Annotated in this window: 14 protein-coding genes and 2 pseudogenes; 6 read left to right on the top strand and 10 right to left on the bottom strand. The window is 72.4% G+C overall.

The genetic code is table 11. The features are described from left to right. Window positions 1–97: 97 nt before the first annotated feature. The 4 genes from ACZ49B_RS04435 to ACZ49B_RS04420 all read right to left on the bottom strand — a co-directional run bounded on the left by ACZ49B_RS04435 (window position 98) and on the right by ACZ49B_RS04420 (window position 5504). Window positions 98–1852: an NAD+ synthase gene (locus tag ACZ49B_RS04435; protein ID WP_468300319.1), complete on the bottom strand. Its 1755-nt coding sequence runs from the start codon at window positions 1850–1852 to the stop codon at window positions 98–100. 64 nt (window positions 1853–1916) lie between these two features. Then, on the bottom strand, window positions 1917–3128 hold the full coding sequence (locus ACZ49B_RS04430) for a DUF4190 domain-containing protein (RefSeq protein ID WP_468300317.1): 1212 nt from the start codon (window positions 3126–3128) through the stop codon (window positions 1917–1919). A 126-nt stretch (window positions 3129–3254) separates the two neighbouring features. Continuing rightward, window positions 3255–4886 carry a multicopper oxidase family protein gene (locus ACZ49B_RS04425; RefSeq protein ID WP_468300315.1) on the bottom strand — a complete coding sequence of 544 codons (1632 nt, stop codon included), beginning with the start codon at window positions 4884–4886 and terminating at the stop codon, window positions 3255–3257. A 114-nt stretch (window positions 4887–5000) separates the two neighbouring features. Then, on the bottom strand, window positions 5001–5504 hold the full coding sequence (locus ACZ49B_RS04420) for a hypothetical protein (RefSeq protein ID WP_468300313.1): 504 nt from the start codon (window positions 5502–5504) through the stop codon (window positions 5001–5003). A 71-nt stretch (window positions 5505–5575) separates the two neighbouring features. On the opposite strand from ACZ49B_RS04420, the gene ACZ49B_RS04415 reads away from it, so the two are divergent. Both ACZ49B_RS04415 and ACZ49B_RS04410 read left to right on the top strand, forming a co-directional pair. Further along, window positions 5576–6286: a DUF998 domain-containing protein gene (locus tag ACZ49B_RS04415; RefSeq protein ID WP_468300311.1), complete on the top strand. Its 711-nt coding sequence runs from the start codon at window positions 5576–5578 to the stop codon at window positions 6284–6286. Next, window positions 6283–7278 carry an alpha/beta fold hydrolase gene (locus tag ACZ49B_RS04410; RefSeq protein ID WP_468300309.1) on the top strand — a complete coding sequence of 332 codons (996 nt, stop codon included), beginning with the start codon at window positions 6283–6285 and terminating at the stop codon, window positions 7276–7278. The genes ACZ49B_RS04415 and ACZ49B_RS04410 overlap by 4 nt, the downstream gene beginning before the upstream one ends. Here ACZ49B_RS04410 and ACZ49B_RS04405 read toward each other — a convergent pair. From ACZ49B_RS04405 to ACZ49B_RS04390, 4 genes are all read right to left on the bottom strand, one after another. After that, window positions 7199–7618 (bottom strand): CBS domain-containing protein, encoded by a 420-nt coding sequence (locus ACZ49B_RS04405; RefSeq protein WP_468300307.1) that lies wholly within the window; start codon window positions 7616–7618, stop codon window positions 7199–7201. The genes ACZ49B_RS04410 and ACZ49B_RS04405 overlap by 80 nt on opposite strands. Before the next feature lie 123 nt (window positions 7619–7741). Next, on the bottom strand, window positions 7742–8503 hold the full coding sequence (locus ACZ49B_RS04400) for a DUF305 domain-containing protein (RefSeq protein ID WP_468300305.1): 762 nt from the start codon (window positions 8501–8503) through the stop codon (window positions 7742–7744). Beyond that, window positions 8500–9153: a DUF3105 domain-containing protein gene (locus ACZ49B_RS04395; RefSeq protein ID WP_468300303.1), complete on the bottom strand. Its 654-nt coding sequence runs from the start codon at window positions 9151–9153 to the stop codon at window positions 8500–8502. Before ACZ49B_RS04395 ends, ACZ49B_RS04400 begins: the two co-directional genes overlap by 4 nt. Before the next feature lie 71 nt (window positions 9154–9224). Continuing rightward, on the bottom strand, window positions 9225–9662 hold the full coding sequence (locus ACZ49B_RS04390; protein ID WP_468300301.1) for a hypothetical protein: 438 nt from the start codon (window positions 9660–9662) through the stop codon (window positions 9225–9227). Window positions 9663–9835: 173 nt separating this feature from the next. Here ACZ49B_RS04390 and ACZ49B_RS04385 point away from each other — a divergent pair, with 173 nt between their 5' ends. Beyond that, the gene (locus ACZ49B_RS04385) at window positions 9836–11197 is read left to right on the top strand and encodes a glutamine synthetase family protein (RefSeq protein ID WP_266629799.1); all 1362 of its coding nucleotides are present in this window, start codon (window positions 9836–9838) and stop codon (window positions 11195–11197) included. A 75-nt stretch (window positions 11198–11272) separates the two neighbouring features. Here ACZ49B_RS04385 and ACZ49B_RS04380 read toward each other — a convergent pair. After that, window positions 11273–11573, bottom strand: a pseudogene (locus tag ACZ49B_RS04380) (tyrosine-type recombinase/integrase); the annotation flags it as partial. A gap of 534 nt (window positions 11574–12107) precedes the next feature. Between ACZ49B_RS04380 and ACZ49B_RS04375 the strand changes: the two are divergent. From ACZ49B_RS04375 to ACZ49B_RS04365, 3 genes and pseudogenes are all read left to right on the top strand, one after another. After that, window positions 12108–13043, top strand: a complete 936-nt coding sequence (locus ACZ49B_RS04375; RefSeq protein ID WP_468300299.1) for a pentapeptide repeat-containing protein — start codon at window positions 12108–12110, stop codon at window positions 13041–13043. Between the two features lie 307 nt (window positions 13044–13350). Beyond that, window positions 13351–13437 (top strand): annotated as a pseudogene (locus ACZ49B_RS04370) (glutamine synthetase); the annotation flags it as partial. An 84-nt stretch (window positions 13438–13521) separates the two neighbouring features. Beyond that, window positions 13522–14190 (top strand): histone deacetylase, encoded by a 669-nt coding sequence (locus ACZ49B_RS04365; protein WP_468300297.1) that lies wholly within the window; start codon window positions 13522–13524, stop codon window positions 14188–14190. Window positions 14191–14242: 52 nt separating this feature from the next. Here ACZ49B_RS04365 and ACZ49B_RS04360 read toward each other — a convergent pair whose 3' ends face one another. Continuing rightward, the gene (locus ACZ49B_RS04360; RefSeq protein ID WP_468300295.1) at window positions 14243–16342 is read right to left on the bottom strand and encodes a PIG-L family deacetylase; all 2100 of its coding nucleotides are present in this window, start codon (window positions 16340–16342) and stop codon (window positions 14243–14245) included. Between the last annotated feature and the right edge of the window lie 195 nt (window positions 16343–16537).

The following is a 16537-nucleotide window of genomic DNA, read 5'->3' as shown; positions in this document are numbered from 1 at the left end:
ACGGGAAAGAAGCACATTGGCGCCAGAACCGGTGGGGGAGGGGCCCTCGCCGCGTACGGCGGCGAGCCCCCTTCCCCGTTCGAGCCGAGCGCAGCGGCTACGCCCGTTCGCGCCAGCCGTTCGTGATGGGCAGCCGGCGGTCCTTGCCGAAGCCCTTCGCGGAGATCTTCGTGCCCGGCGGGTACTGGCGGCGCTTGTACTCCGCGGTGTCCACCATCCGCAGCGTCCTGGCGACCAGCTCGCGGTCGAACCCGGCCGCGACGATCGCCTCCAGGCCCTGGTCGCGGTCCACGTACAGCGCCAGGATCGCGTCCAGCACCGGGTAGTCCGGCAGCGAGTCCGTGTCCACCTGGCCCGGGCGCAGTTCGGCGCTCGGCGGCTTCACGATGGAGTTCTCCGGGATCGGCGGGGTCTCGCCGCGCTCGGCCGCGGCCCGGTTGCGGTACTGCGCGAGGCGGAACACGTCCGACTTGTAGACGTCCTTGATCGGGCCGTACGCGCCCACCGAGTCGCCGTAGAGGGTGGAGTAGCCGACGGCCAGCTCCGACTTGTTGCCCGGGGCCAGCACGATGTGGCCCTCCTGGTTGGACACCGCCATCAGCATCGTGCCGCGCAGCCGGGACTGCAGGTTCTCCTCCGCCAGGCCGGTCAGGCCCAGCGAGCCCATGTACGCGTCGAACATCGGCTCGATCGGCACCGTACGGAAGTTCAGGCCGGTCCGGTCGGCCAGATCGGCCGCATCGCCCTTGGAGTGCTCCGAGGAGTACTTCGAGGGCATCGAGATGCCGTACACGTTCTGCGCGCCGATCGCGTCGCAGGCGACGGCGGCGACCAGGGCGGAGTCGATGCCGCCGGAGAGCCCGATCAGGACGGAGCGGAATCCGTTCTTCTTGACGTACGCGCGCAGGCCCACGACCAGCGCGTCGTAGATCTCCTCGTCGTCGTCGAGGCGGTCGGCGTAGCCGCCGGTGACCACCGGCTCGTACGGCTCCACGGGCTCCTCGGAGAGGATGACGCGGTCGATCCGCAGGCCGTCGTCGACCACGCCCTCGGGTGCGTCGGCCCGCGCCGCGGGCAGGTCGAGGTCGACGAGGACGCAGCCCTCGGAGAACTGCGGGGCGCGTGCGATGACCTCGCCGCTGCCGTCGACGACGATCGAGTCGCCGTCGAAGACCAGCTCGTCCTGGCCGCCGATCATCGCCAGGTAGGCGAGGGTGCAGCCGGCCTCCTGGGCGCGCTTCCGGACCAGTTCGAGGCGCAGGTCGTCCTTGTTGCGCTCGTAGGGGGAGGCGTTGACGGAGATCAGCAGGCCGGCCCCGGCGGAGCGGGTGGCCGGGACGCGGCCGCCCTCCTGCCAGAGGTCCTCGCAGATCGCCAGGGCCACGTCGACGCCGCGCACCCGGATCACCGGCTGGGTGTCGCCCGGCACGAAGTACCGGAACTCGTCGAAGACGCCGTAGTTGGGGAGATGGTGCTTGGCGAAGCGGAGGGCGACCTTCCCGCCGTACAGCACGGCGGCCGCGTTCTCCGGGGAACCGGCGGGGCGGCCGAGCCGCGGGGCGGCCTTCCCGGAGCGGTCGAGGTAGCCGACGACGACCGGCAGTTCGCCGAAGCCCTCGGCGGCCAGCCGCTCCGCGAGTTCGCGCAGCGCGGTGCGGGAGGCCTCGACGAAGGAGCCGCGCAGGGCGAGGTCCTCGACGGGGTACCCGGTCAGCATCATCTCCGGGAACGCCACCAGGTGGGCGCCCTGCTCGGCGGAGTGGCGGGTCCAGTGCACGACCGAGTCGGCGTTGGCGGCGATGTTGCCGACCTGCGAGTCGATCTGATTCAGAGCGAGGCGAAGTTGAGGCACGGGACCCAGTCTAATCGTCTTTCTGACGCGATGTCCTGGGCCCCGCGCTTCTCGTGCGCTTCGGTCAGCCGATCGAGCCGCTGAACTTCGCGTTGGGCATCATGATTCCGGGCGAGATGTCGGCGCTGATGCGCTCGGTGCCCTCGGGCACCTCGAAGGCCACGACCCCGCTGGCGGACTCGCCCGGCAGGATGTCGCCCCTGATCATCTTCGGGACGTCGCCGTCGAAGACGAGCTCGGCGGTCATCCCCTTCTCGTCGCGGACGTTGGGCATCGCGTAGATGACGTTGTGCGCGGCGGACGAGCCGTTGGTGATGGTGAGCGTCATCTCCACCGCGTTGCCCACCTGCGAGTACTTGTTCTTCGTGACGTACTTCTTCGGCGTCGAGAGGGTCACCTTGATGCCGTTCGGGTACGTGTACGTCTCGCCGAACGGCAGCGGGGTCGTCATGCCGGGGACCTGCGAGGGCGAAGGCGTGGGCGAGGCCTTCGGGATCGGCGGCATGCTGCGGCGGAGGTCGGCCGGGGGGTTCCAGTCGTCGTCGAGCCGGTCGCCGGCCCGTTCGATGACGACGCCGGTGAGGAGGAAGCCGCCGACGGAGGCGCCGAGGCCGAGTACGGCGAGGACGGTGCCGACGACGGCCATCGTCTTGCGGCCGGCGCCGTCCGAGGCGCGCACGAGGGCGCCGATGCCGATGCCGATGCCGACCACGGCGAGGAGGGAGCCCAGCCAGAAGACGAACGGGATGAGCCCGACGACCACGGCGGCGATGCCGATGACGAGGGCGGCGACGGCCAGGCCGTTGGTGGGGGAGGGGGCGGGCGTGCCCCAGGGGTTGCCGGGGCCGGCGCCGGGTCCGGCGTGGGCGCCCCAGGGGTGGGCGGGCGGCACGGGCGCGCCGGGTCCGCCGAACGAGGGGGCCGGGGGAGCCGCGTGCAGGGGCGCGGTCGGCGGCGCGAAGGCGTCGGAGGGCGCGGGTGCGGGCACGGACGCCGGCACGGGCTCGGGCTGCGGCTCGGGCGCCGGCTCGGGTGCGGGGGCCGGCACGGGCGCTGCTGCCGGCTCGGGCCGGGCTTCGGGTTCCGGCGTCTGCGCGGGCTCCGGGGCCGGTACCGGCGTCGGCTCCGGCTCCGGCTCCGGGGACTTCCGGAGCGACAGCGGCTGCGCCGGCTCGGGCGAGGAGGGTGCGGAGGCCGGTTCCGGTATGGGCGTGCCCGCGGGCTCCGTCGGCGGACCTGACGGGCTGCTGCTGGGCGGGTTCGGGGGCGTGCTCATACCTGGCGGAAGTCCTCACGGGGGGTGGTGTGCGCGGTGATCACCAAGCCTGCCATGCGCCCCGCACCGCTCCAAGGGGGTTTGGCCCCCCGGCCCGCAGGCCCGGGGACCGCACCCCGCGGAGGGCTAGCGCCGGTACCCGAGCACCGTCATCATCCCGGCCTCCGCGTGGTACACGTTGTGGCAATGCACCATCCACAGACCGGGGTTGTCGGCGTCGAGGTCCACCGTCAGCGTCCCGTTCGGCAGGACCAGCGCGGTGTCCTTGCGCGCACCGCCCCGGCCGCCGCCGAGCGCGAAGGTGTGCCCGTGCAGGTGCAGCGGGTGCCACATCGTTGTCGAGTTGTCGAACTCCAGCCGGATCCGTTCGCCCGCCTTCACCGGGTGCCGCTGGTCGGCCGTGTACGGCTTGCCGTCGAAGGCCCAGTCGTACTTCTCCATCCCCCCGGTCAGCTTGATCCCGATCGTGCGGTCCGGCTCGCGCGCCGCCAGTACGGCGGGCTCCGCGGCGCGCAGCCGGTCCGCCGTCAGCGGCTTCCCGGCCAGCTCGGCGGGCCGGGTCGCGGCGGTGGGCGCCGCCCCCGCCCCCGTCCGCAGCAGGGCGAGCGCGGATGCCGGCCCGCCCTTGCCCTGCTTGCCCTCGGCCAGCGCGGTGAGCGGGAACACCCCGTCCTGCGCGGTGACGAGTACGTCGTACCGCTCGCCCATGCCGAGCAGCAGCGAGCCGGTCTTCGCGTGCTCCACCGGGTAGCCGTCGGTGTGGGTGACCGTCAGTTCGTGGCCGCCGAGGGCGATCCGGAAGGCGGTGTCCCCGCCCGCGTTGACGATCCGCAGCCGGATCCGGTCGCCGGGCCTGGCCGTGAAGACCGACGGGTCCTGCGCCGTCCGGCCGTTGACCAGGTAGTGCGGGTACGCGACATCGCCCGGGTCCTTGCCGAGGACGTCGCTCTCCCCGCCCATGAGCAGGCGCGAGGGCCCGCCGCCGGCCGGGGGCTGCGAGGCGGCGGCGCCGCCGTGCCCCGCGTGCCCGCCGCCGCCCGACCGCATGTCCATGCCCTTGCGGAGCTCGGCCAGGACCGCGTCCGGGGTGGAGCCGTCGACTCCGTCGATCCAGTCGTCCAGGACCACCACCCACTCCTTGTCGTACGCGAGGGGCTCCTTCGGATCCTCGACGATGAGCGGGGCGTACAGGCCGCGGTCCTGCTGGACTCCCGAGTGCGGGTGGAACCAGTACGTCCCGGGGTTCGGGACGGCGAACCTGTACGTGAAGGACCCGCCCGGCGCGACGTCCCGCTGGGTCAGGCCCGGGACCCCGTCCATGTCGTTGCGCAGGGCGAGGCCGTGCCAGTGCAGGGAGGTGGCCTGCGGGAGGTTGTTGGCCAGGGTCAGGGCGAGCGTGCCGCCCGCGGTGACCCGGACCTCCTGGCCGGGCAGCCGGTCCCCGTACGCCCAGGAGCGGACGGTGAGCCCGCCGCCCAGGTCGAGCGGGGTGGCGGTGGCGGTCACTTTGACCTCGGAGACCGGCCCGGTGGCCTTGCGGGCCGCCTCGGCGGCCTGGACCTCGGGCCCGGCGGGGTCGACGTAGCCGCCCGGCGCGGCGGCGGAGGAACCGCCGTGGTTCATGGAGCCGTGGTCCGGGCCTGCCGTGCCGGAGCCGTCGGAGCAGGCGGCGAGCAGCGCAGAACCGGCGAGGGCGGCGGAGGCGCCGAGCACGGCGCGGCGGGTGGGATGGGTGGGACGGCTGGGAAGAGAGCGCATGGAAGCACCTCGTGGTGTGGTCGTACGGAGCAGATGGGCGCCGTCTGCTGTCGCCGCCCGGGCCCTGCACGCGGGGCGCGTGCGGGCATGCGGGGGCGGCAGCGGGGCCCGTCCCTATACGCGCAGTACCGCCAGCCGGGTCAGGAGTTCGCGGGGCGAGGGCGGGTCCGGTCCGCCGGACCGGCCCGGCCCGCGGACCGCGCCCCCGAGCGGCGCGGCGTCGCGGAGGCCGGCCGGTCCGGCGCCCAGGATCAGCAGGGTGAGTCCGCCGAGTACGGCCAGGCACACCGACATGGGGTCCATGCCGGAGCCGGGCGGGGCCTCGACGGCGGGCCCCCGGTCGTGCGAAGCGTGCGCCGTGCCGGTGATCGCGCGCGAGACCACGGCCGTGCGCGCGCCCGTGCCCTTCATGCCGGCGGGCGCGTGGCCCGGCGGGTGGTCGGCGGCACGGCCGGCCGAGGCAACGGCGGCGGCCGGAGCCGCGTCCTCCAGGGTGTGGGACCGACTCGGATGGCCCAGGGTGTGCATGGTGACGATGCCCAGGAGCAGCGCAGCGAGCAGCAGCAGCCGGGGCCACCGGGCCGCTCGCCGGTCGGTGCGCAGGGCAGGGCGCGTCATGGGCGGAACCCTACCCCGGGTGGGTATCTGATCGTAGGACTGGGTTCGCCGTGTTGAGGATGATGCGCAGTATGTCCACAAAAGCCGAAAAGGGGCTCTTCGCGAACAGGCCGTGGCCGGTCGCCCTCCTGATCGGCCTGGGCGCCGCCGCGTACACCGCGTGGGTGCTGGAGGTCGTCCTGTCGACCGGCCTGAACCCGATCGAGACGTACGTCAGCGAGCTCGCAGCCCAGGACCAGCCGCTCGGCGGCCTGTTCCGGGCCACCGACTTCACCGCCGGCGTGCTCGCCTTCGCGGGCGGCCTGTTGGCCCTGACCGGGCTGCTGCGCAGCGACGGATCCCGCCGCCCCTGGTCGGTCGTGGGCTGGGCCGGCGTCACCCTCTTCGGCGCGGCCACCGCCGCCGACGCCTGGCTCCCGCTGAGCTGCACGCCCACCGCGGACCCCGTCTGCGCCGCCCGGGAGACCGCCGGCCTGGTCCCGGCCACCCATCAGGCGCACGCCGTCAGCAGCAGCCTCGCGATGACCGGCGCCCTCGTCGGGCTCGTCGCCCTCACCGTCGCCGCCCGCCGCTACGGCCGGCTCGCCCCGCTCGCCCGCCACGGGCCGGTCCTGGTCGGGCTGGAGCTGCTCGCCACCGCGTGGACCCTGTCCGCCATCGCGCTGTTCACCGCCGGGCGCGGGACCTGGGCGCTCGGCGCCGGGCAGCGGCTGCAGGTGCTGTTCGTGGCGCTCTGGCTGGGCCTGCTCGCGTACTCGGTCCACAAGGAGCGCCGCACATGACCGGGCACGGCGCCGGCACCGCCCCGGCCGGTCGCTTCGTACGCGTGGACGGGATTCCGCTGCACGTCGTCGTGGAGGGGAGCGGGCCGCCCGTGGTGCTGAGCGCCGGGCTCGCCATGGCCTGGTTCGACTGGGACCCCGTCGCCGCGCTGCTCGTCGCCCACGGACGCACCGTGGTCCGCTTCGACCGCCCCGGGCACGGGCTGAGCGCCCCCGCCACCGCTCCGGCGACCGCCGCCGGGGAGGCCCGCCGCATCGCCGGGTTGCTCGACGCGCTCGGGCTGCCCGGCCCGGTCACCGTCGCCGGGCACTCGATCGCCGGGTTCCACGCCGAGGCCTTTGCCCGCCTGTACCCCGGGCGCACCGCCGCCCTGGTCCTGGTCGACAGCAGCATCGAGGAGGACCCCCGCACGGTCTGGCCCGCCGGGCTGCGCACCGCCGCCGCCCGCGTGATCGGCCGGGCCCTGACCGCCGCCGGGCTGCCCGCCGCGCTGGGTCCCCTCGCCCGCCGCGCCGCCGTACGGACCTCCCGCACCGGGGGCTGCGACCCCGCCGCGCGGGACCTCGTACGCCGCTGCTACCGCACCGGCCGGGTCTGGCGCGGAGCCCTGCTGGAGAACTCCCGCTATGCCGACACCGCCGCCGAGGTCCTCGCGCTGCGGACCGGGCGCCCGCCGGCCGCGCCCGTCACCGTCCTCACGGGGTACGACGGCTCGGCCCGGCCGGGGGCCCTGCGCTGGTGTGAGCGCCAGGCGGAGCTGGCCGACCGGCTCGGCGCCCGCTTCGAGGTCGCCGAACCCGCGGGGCACCTGGTCATGCTGGACCGCCCGGGCCTGGTGGCACGGGCGATCCTGGACGCTGCTACGAGCGGGCCGGGTGGGCAGGTCGGCCGGATCGGCCGGATCGGCCGGGTCAGCGCCTCGCGTAGACCTTCTCCACGAAGCCCGCCAGCTGGTGTTCGTCGAGGTGCTGGGCCAGGTCGGCCTCGCTGATCATGCCGACCAGCTTCTTGTCCTTGATGACCGGAAGCCGCTTGATCCGGTGGCTCTCCATCTCGTCCAGCACGTCGGTGACGTCCGCGCCCGCGTCGATCCAGCGGGGGGTGCCCTGGGCCATGTCACCGCAGGTCATCTCGGACGGGTTCAGCCCCTGGGCCACACAGTTCACGACGATGTCGCGGTCGGTGATGATGCCGCACAGCCGCTCGGCGGCGTCGCTGATGGGCAGGGCGCCCACGTTGAGCCGGCTCATCAGCTGAGCGGCCTTGTCCAGAGTCGCGGTCGCGGGGATCCACTGGGCCCCGGAGTGCATGATGTCTGCCGCGGTGGTCATTGCTTACCTCCTGCGCATGCCGGTGCGGCCGGGCGCGGATGCGCCCGCCTCGGCACCCTCGGGAGGCCGGTGGTGGGAGGGCCTGATGAGGGCGCCCTCCCACCACCGTACGGGCGTGGCCCGTCACCCGCGCGGCGCAGCCCCGCGCTGTTTCAGCATGTCCGCCATGAGGGTGAGCTCCGACTGCTGCGCCTCGACCATCCCCCGGGCCAGGTCCCGCTCGGCGGGGGTCTTGCACTGCGTCGCGCAGCCCTGGGCCATCGCGACGCCGCCCTTGTGGTGGTCGGTCATCAGCTGGAGGTAGAGCACCTCCGCGTCGCGGCCCTCGGCGGCGCCGAGCTGCGCGAGCTCCTCCTTGGTGGCCATGCCGGCCATCAGCGCGCCGGGCTTGGCGGCGACGCCGCCCCTGTCGTGCCCGGCCGTGTCGTGGCCGCTCGTGCCGTGGCCGCTCGTGCCGTGGTCGCTCGTGTCATGGCCGCTCGTGCCATGGCCGCCCGTGTCGTGCCCGGCGTGGCCGCCGTGCTGGTCCGCGGATCCCATCCAGGACATCGGCGGCTCGTCGGCCACCACCTTCGGCAGACCCCACAGGTCCAGCCAGCCCAGCAGCATGCCCCGCTGGTTGGCCTGCGTGTTCGCGATGTCGTACGCGAGCCCGCGCACCGGCTCGTCCTGGGTGCGGTCCCGCACGACGAACGACATCTCCACCGCCTGCTGGTGGTGCACGGCCATGTCCCGCGCGAAGCCGGCGTCCGGCGAGTAGAGGCCCGGCGCGCGGGCCGACGTACCGGAGCCGTCGCTGTCGCTCGCGGCGGTGACCGTGGCCGCCGCCGCGAACAGCAGCGCGAGCAGGACGGCGGTCCCGGCCGCCCAGTACGTACGGGTCACTTCTCGGCCAGCCCGCTCGTGCACGCCGCGCCCGGCTCGGGGGTCTGCGGGCCCTGCACGTACTTGGTGAAGAACTGCGCGACGCGGGGGTCGTCCGCCTTGTCCACCGTCAGCTGCTTGCCCCAGGCGCTCAGCATGATCGTGCCGGCCTGCTCCTTGACCGGGCTCATCAGCGTGTACGGGGTCTTGGCCACCGTCCCGGCGAGCGCGTCGAGGTCGCCCTTGGCGGCCTTCTCGTTGTACGTCACCCAGACCGCGCCGTGCTCCAGCGAGTGGACGGCGTTCACCTCGGGGACGGGGTTCTTGTAGACGTCGCCGTTGCAGTTCATCCAGCGGGGGCTGTGGTCGCCGCCGACCGGCGGGTTCATCGGGTACTTCACCGGGGTGTCGACGTGGTTGCGGCCCAGCGCCTTCGCGTCCCAGGTCTGCTCGCCGCTCACCGGGGCCTTGCGGGCCGCCGCCGCGGCGTCCTTCTTCTCCTGCTTGTCGATCAGCACCCACGCGCCGAAGCCGACGAGCCCGGCGGCGACGGCCACCGAGACCGTGATCGCGATGGCCGCGTTGCGCCGGTCGCGGGCCCGCTCGGCGCGGCGCATCTCGGCTATGCGGGCCTGGGGGGAGTTGCTGTCGTACGGGGTCCTGCTGGCCATGTGCCCTGAATCCTTCTGCTGAGGGGGGTGGAGGGTGGATCCGGTGGAGCGCGGTACGGCGCCCGGACCCGTCAGGTCCGCAGCACTTGGAGGGCATGGAGGTCGGGGGCCCGGGCGAGCGTCCCGTGCGGCCGGGCCGGCCCGCCGTCGGCGGCGCGCCCGACGGGATCCGGGGCGCAGCCCGCCACGGTCACGGCGGGCGGCGGGGCGGGCAGTACGCCGGGGGTCACGTGGGAGAAGGGGGAGCAGCCGGGCGGCTCGTCGGGGGACACGCAGACGGCCCGCGTGTCGTGCCCGCCGGCCGCCCCTCGTACGGCGGACACGCCGGCGGGAGCGGTCGCGGAGGCCGCGCCGGGCACGGCGGCGACCGCGGCGACGGTGTGCGGCTCACCCGGCCGTACGCACAGGAACAGGGCTCCGAGCAGCAGGCAGAAGGCGACCGCGACGACGGCACGCCGAGGCGTCCGACGCCCTGCGCGCCCGCGCCGCATGTGCTCCCAGCCCCCCATGGGCGCAGATGGTAATGCTCATGACGGGCCCGAGGTCAGTGCGGGGGTGCCGCGAGGTTTCAGAGGTGCGTAATGTGGCGGAAACCGCGGCTGGCGATACTGGGCCCGCCCGACTGTGCCCCCGCCCTCGGGGGAGGTGGTGCACAGGCCGTCTGAACTGCGAGGATGAAGGCATGGACAAGCAGCAGGAATTCGTCCTCCGGACGCTCGAGGAGCGCGACATCCGGTTCGTGCGCCTGTGGTTCACCGACGTACTGGGCTTCCTGAAGTCCGTCGCGGTCGCCCCCGCCGAGCTGGAGCAGGCCTTCGACGAGGGCATCGGCTTCGACGGATCGGCCATCGAGGGCTTCGCGCGGGTCTACGAATCCGACATGATCGCCAAGCCGGACCCCAGCACGTTCCAGATACTGCCGTGGCGCGCCGAGGCCCCCGGGACCGCCCGGATGTTCTGCGACATCCTGATGCCGGACGGGTCGCCGTCCTTCGCGGACCCGCGGTACGTCCTCAAGCGCATCCTGAACAAGACCTCCGACCTGGGCTTCACCTTCTACACCCACCCCGAGATCGAGTTCTTCCTGCTGAAGGACAAGCCGCTGGACGGGACCCGCCCGGTGCCGGCGGACAACTCGGGCTACTTCGACCACACTCCGCAGAACGTCGGCATGGACTTCCGCCGCCAGGCGATCACCATGCTCGAATCCATGGGCATCTCGGTCGAGTTCAGCCACCACGAGGGCGCCCCGGGCCAGCAGGAGATCGACCTCCGCTACGCCGACGCGCTCTCCACGGCGGACAACATCATGACCTTCCGCCTCGTCATGAAGCAGGTCGCGCTCGAGCAGGGCGTCCAGGCCACCTTCATGCCGAAGCCGTTCTCCGAGTACCCCGGCTCGGGCATGCACACCCACCTCTCCCTCTTCGAGGGGGACCGCAACGCCTTCTACGAGTCGGGCGCCGAGTACCAGCTCTCCAAGGTGGGCCGCTCCTTCATCGCGGGCCTCCTGAAGCACGCGGCGGAGACGGCCGCGGTCACCAACCAGTGGGTCAACTCGTACAAGCGCATCTGGGGCGGCTCCTCCCGCACGGCCGGCTCCGGCGGCGAGGCCCCCTCGTACATCTGCTGGGGGCACAACAACCGCTCGGCCCTGATCCGCGTCCCGATGTACAAGCCGGGCAAGACGGGCTCCTCCCGGGTCGAGGTCCGCTCGATCGACTCGGGCGCCAACCCCTACCTGACGTACGCCGTGCTCCTCGCGGCGGGCCTCAAGGGCATCGAGGAGGGCTACGAACTCCCGGCGGGCGCCGACGACGACGTCTGGGCCCTCTCCGACGCGGAACGCCGCGCGATGGGCATCGAACCCCTCCCGCAGAACCTCGGCGAGGCCATCGCCCTGATGGAGCGCAGCGAACTGGTCGCCGAAACCCTCGGCGAGCACGTCTTCGACTTCTTCCTGCGCAACAAGAAGCAGGAGTGGGAGGAATACCGCTCGGAGGTCACGGCCTTCGAACTCCGCAAGAACCTCCCGGTGCTCTAAGAGCAGGTCAGAGCCACTGTCAGAATTTTCTGACACTCCGGGCCGACGGTCATCGACCGCCGGCCCGGAGTTGTCTCATTCCCCCTGGGCCGTCTGTGGGCCGTCGGCCGCAGAATCCGAGCCCTCGTACACCCCGTCCACGGCCTTCCGTGTCCGCCCCTCGCTGCTCGGCATGAGGTGTGTAGGTCCGGAGCGTGAAACCGGGATCGCCGTGTCCCAGGTAGGTGCTAAGCGCCTTGATGTTCTCGCCGACGTCCAGCAGCACCGACGCGTAGACGTGCCGCAGGGCATGCATCCCGTGCTCGCGCGCGGCCTGGTGACGCTCGCCGGGCTGCGGTTCCTCGAGTACCCCGGCCGCGACGAGGGCGGGCTTCCAACCAACGAAAGCCCGCGCCGGGGCCGATGGGCATGGGCTGTCAGCTGCAGCCCTCGGTCCCCGAGGAGTCACCCCAGTTCACTGCAAGAACTTCCCGGTTCTCTAAGGGCAGGTCACGCCACCGTGTGCCACACGCATTACTCCGGGCCGACGGTCGATGACCGCCGGCCCGGAGTCGTCTCACCCGCCCTGCGCCGCACCGGTGTCGCTTCGGACGCCACGCAGACGCCAGGGTGAGGCGTAGACGATGCCACCTACGGGTGTCCGAAGTTCTACGCTGCAGGTCAGAGGCCCTTCCGGCGGCCTGATGGGAGGAGTCCGATAGTCGCCTACCGCGCGGGATTCGGATTTCTCGGGTGCCATGGAAAGGTGAGGGCTAGGCGGCCACGGCTGAGGGGATGGATCGCACGCCGGCAGGCGGCTGGGCGGCGGCGTCGGATCCGCGCAGGTCGGCGTGGTTCGGATGCGGCAAGCGGGACACGGTGGCTGGCTCTGACGGCATCCCTGCCCGGTCTGGTTGCGCTGGTTGCGCTGGTGTTCACGTGGGTGTCGGTTGGGCAGACTGGGACGGAGCTCCGGATCGCGGAGCAGGGCCAAATCACCACCCGGTTCAATTCAGCGGTATCGAACCTGGGGTCAAAGTCACTGGATCTGCGACTTGGGGGCATCTATGCGCTGGAGCGCATCATGCAGGATTCCCCCCGCGACCAGCCGAGAGTGGTCTCAGTACTGTCTGCTTACGTCCGGACTCATGCCCCCGTCCCCGCTAGCGGCTTTGCGGAGATGGACTTCTGGAAAATCCCTCGGCCACCCGACACCGATGTGTCGGCCGCTACAGACGTGCTCGCCGACCGTCCGCTGGGCAGGGACGGGCGGACGAGGATCGATTGGAAGAGGGCGGATCTGCGCAGCCTGCGCTTGGCGTCACGGTATGCCGTGAACAAGAGCGATCTACCGGCCCATCGCTACCTTCCCTTCAGCTTTGCGGACCTGTCCGATGCCGACCTGCGGCGGTCTGTCTTCATAGGTGTGGACTTGCACGGTGCATGGTTCATACTCGCGAACATGCGAGGTGCCTACCTCTCCGATGTGAACTTGACGAACGCAAAGATGGGTGCGGCGGATCTGTCGAACGCGGAGCTGAGAGAAGCGAATCTGCGCGGGGCCGGGTTGCGCCGAGCCAACTTGGACCACGCCAAACTGCCTCACGCCAGACTGACCCACGCGGACCTACGTGAAGCAGAGCTGACATCCGCTGTCGCAGATGGTGCTTTTCTGGACCAAACTGACCTACGTAACGCCAACCTGGAGAGTGCGAGCCTGAATGGCGCCAGCCTGGAGGGAGCGAACCTGAGGGGCGCGAGCCTGCGGCTAGCTGACCTAAGGGGCGCAAATCTAACTGGCGCTGACCTGACTGGCGTCAACCTAGACCAGGCGAAGGGAGTCCCGGCTGAACTGCTACACAAGTGATGGCTGCAACGGCGAAGCTGACCCTTTGGGGGCGGCGACGAAAGCGACGTCCAAACAACGTCTCGTCCAGCTGCGGACGAGACGTGGATGACAGACCGGCGAGCAGAGGATGTGCGGGCTCCGTTGCAGGGGCAGCACGGGTGCGGAGCGTAGAGCGCCGGGAGTCTGTGGGCCACTGGATCTGAGCCGTCTTTGGGCCGTCGGAGGGCGGCCCGGGGTCGCTGGCAACGACCGATGACAGCCCCTCGTTTGCTGGTCGTCGTGGGGTCAGCGGCCAACGCGGCAGGTGGCTAGAGTGGGTCATGACTTCCTGCGCAACAAGAAGCAGGAGTGGGAGGAATACCGCTCGGAGGTCACGGCCTTCGAACTCCGCAAGAACCTCCCGGTGCTGTAAGAGCAGGTCAGAGCCTTTCCGGGCCGAACATCACTCAGGGCCGACGGCGCGAATCCGTCGGCCCTGAGGTGCGAGGACACACTGATGACCGTGCACACCGTGACGCCGCTCGACGGGGTGCTGCCTGCGCCCGAGCGGGTCTGGTACGCCTCCTACGGGTCCAACATGCACATGGACCGTCTGGCCGCGTACATCGCCGGGGGGACACCCCTCGGCGCGGCGCACACCTATCCGGGCTGCCGGGACCGGCGGGCGCCGGAGCGGTCGGTCGCGGTCGAGCTGCAAGGCCGGCTGTACTTCGCCACCGAGTCCGCCGTGTGGGGAGGGGGCCGGGGGCTGTACGACCCGACGGCTCCGGGGCGGATGCGCGGGCGGGCGCACCTGGTGACGGTCGGCCAGGTGTCCGACATCGCCGCCCAGGAGATGGGCAACGCGCCCGGGACGGACCTGGACCTCACGACGGCTCTGCGGCACGGCCGCGACGAACTGGGGCCGGGGCGGTACGAGACGCTGATCTGCCCCGGCACGATCGAGGACGTCCCCGTCCTGACGTTCACCGCGCCGTGGACCCTGCGGGACGTCGACGTTCTCCCGCCCACCGCCGTGTACCTGCGCTACCTCGCCGGCGGCCTCCTGGAGTCCGGCCCCTGGGAGGAGCAGGACATCGCCGAGTACCTGGCCGCCTGCCCGGGCGCCGCCGGACACTGGACGCCCGAGCAGGTGCGGGAGCTGCTGGTTTCCGGGAGTTGCTGACTTCCGGGAGTTGCTGACGCCCGGCCTCCACCGGTGGCCGGCCGGCGGCGGGTCACGCCGGGGGGACCGCTCGGTGCCAGGTGGTGCGGGCGGGGTGGGCGGGGTCCGGGGTGGCGGGCGGGGTCGTGGTGACGTGGAGTTCGGCGTCCAGGCCCAGGACCGCCGTCGTCGTCGCGCCCGCCGGTTCGAGGATGCCGGCCGGGGCGCCGGCGAAGAGCATCTTCGATTCCGTCCAGGCGGGCGGGCCGCCGAGGCCCGTCGTGCCGACCGTGCCCGTGTCCGCGCGGCCCGACAGCAGGCGGCCCGCGACGCCGACCGCGCCGTAGCCCGCCCGGCCGCCGGCCTCCGAGACGCTGGAGACCTGCGGCTTGCCGGAGCCCGCCGTGACCAGGGCCGTACGGACGACTCCCGAGTCGGGGCGGCGGAAGTAGAGCCGGATGCCCGCACCCTCCGGGGCCGCCGACAGCGGGACCGTGGTGGCCGGCAGGCCCGTCGGGAACGGTCCCTCGAGCGGGGCCCCCGGGGCGGGCTGGGTCCAGGCCAGGACCGACTTGGTGGTCGTCGCGTACACCTGGCGCCGGCCGGCGGCGTCGACCGCCGTCACCGGGTCGCCCTGCAGGTCCTCGCCGCCCAGGCGCTGCCAGGGGCCGAAGGCGCCGCCCGGCTGCTGTTCGCGGGCGCGCAGCGTGCGGCGGGAGTCGCGGACGTAGACGGTCAGCCGGCCGTCCGGGGCCACGGCCGCCGAGGGCGCGCTGATGGCGGAGGTGCCCTCCTCGTCGGGCCCTTCGGGGGTGCCGAGCGACTGCCACGGCCCGAACGGGCCGTCCGGCGCGGACTGGACGGCGTACACGATCTCGCGCCGGTAGTCCGCGGGCCCCGGGCCGAAGCCCGTACGGGTGGCGAGGACCGCGATGCGGCCGTCGGGGAGGCGGGCGGTGCTCGCGCCCGGGTCGATGCCGGTGCCGGGGAGCAGGACCGGGCCGGTCCAGCCGGCCGGGCCGTCCTTCCGGGTCCAGACGGCCATCTTGCCGTCCAGGGCGGCGAAGGCGTAGAGCCGGCCGGAGGCGCCCGCCACCAGCCAGGAGGTGGTGTCGGCGCGGGCGTAGCGCAGCGACTGGGCCCAGTTGCGGCCGGTGGGGCTGCTCGCGACCTTGCGGTCGCCGCAACCGGAGGGGCTGCCGCAGTAGTTCTGGTGGTCGAGCCAGGCGTACGTCTTCAGGTAGCCGATCTTCGCCTCGGCCGTCTGCGGGTCCAGGGCGTGCGGGAGGGTGCCGTTGTGGTAGCCGAGGTAGTTCTGCACCGAGAACCGCGGGCGGTCGCCGACCTGGGCGGCGTACGCGGCGGTGGCGGCCTGCACGAAGCGGGCGCCGTACATGTGGTCCTGGTGGTCGGTGTACTTGCCGGTGTCGTGGTACCGGCCCGGCGTCGGGTCCTGCATGCGTATCGTCGTCGGCTTGTAGACCCCGAGCAGCCCGGCTATCGCCTGTATCACCTGGTCCTTGGTGTACGTGTAGGGCTGCTTGACCGGGCTCCCGGAGGACAGCTGGGCGCCGAGCGCGGGTATCTTGCCGTTCCACAGGCCGCGCAGGCTGTCCGGGTTCTCCGCGGTCGGGTTGCGGGCCTCGCGCAACTGCAGCCAGACCAGGTTGACCTGGGGCCGGGCGATCAGCACGTCGAGCTCGGCCTGGCCGCCGCCCGCGGTGGGTATGACCGTGCGCTTCCATGCGCCGGTGCGGTCTCCGGTGGCCATCTGGGCGTACGCGGAGCGGATGCCGTTCTGCCGGGCCTCCGCGTAGTGGGCGCGGTCGGCGGGCTGCTCCGGGTCCTTGGCGCCGGCCCCGTTGGCCTCGTTGCGGCCGTCGGCCTCGCCGGAGGTCAGGTAGACGGTGGTGAGTTGGAGTCCGGCCGTCAGCGACCGGCTGAGGTCCGGGTTCATGAAGAACAGGTCGTCGTCGGGGTGGGCGACGACCTGGACGACCGATCCGGACGTGACGCTCGCCGGGAGCGCGGCGGCGCGGGACCCGGGGCCCTGTTCCTGGGTGGCCTCGGCCGACGTCTGCTGGCCGGTGGCGACGGCGAGCACGCCGGTGGCACCGACGGTGAGTACGGGAAGGAGGGCTGCGAGGAGGAAACGGCGACGGGCAATCGGCATCGGTCACGCCTTGGGGTCGTTCCGGGCGGGAGAACGGCAGTTCAGTCAGTTCAGTCAGCTCAGTCAGTGAGAGGCCAAATCGGGGGACTTGGTTCACCGATGTGCTCGATGACTCCTGCTTTCCGGAAACGACCGGATGCGATTGTGGCGTGCGCACTCTTGATCCGCGCATGTGCCCAGGATGTGGACGTACTT

It is taken from the genome of Streptomyces sp. NPDC031132 (assembly GCF_055570595.1).
This window is presented reverse-complemented; position numbering and strand designations above follow the sequence as displayed.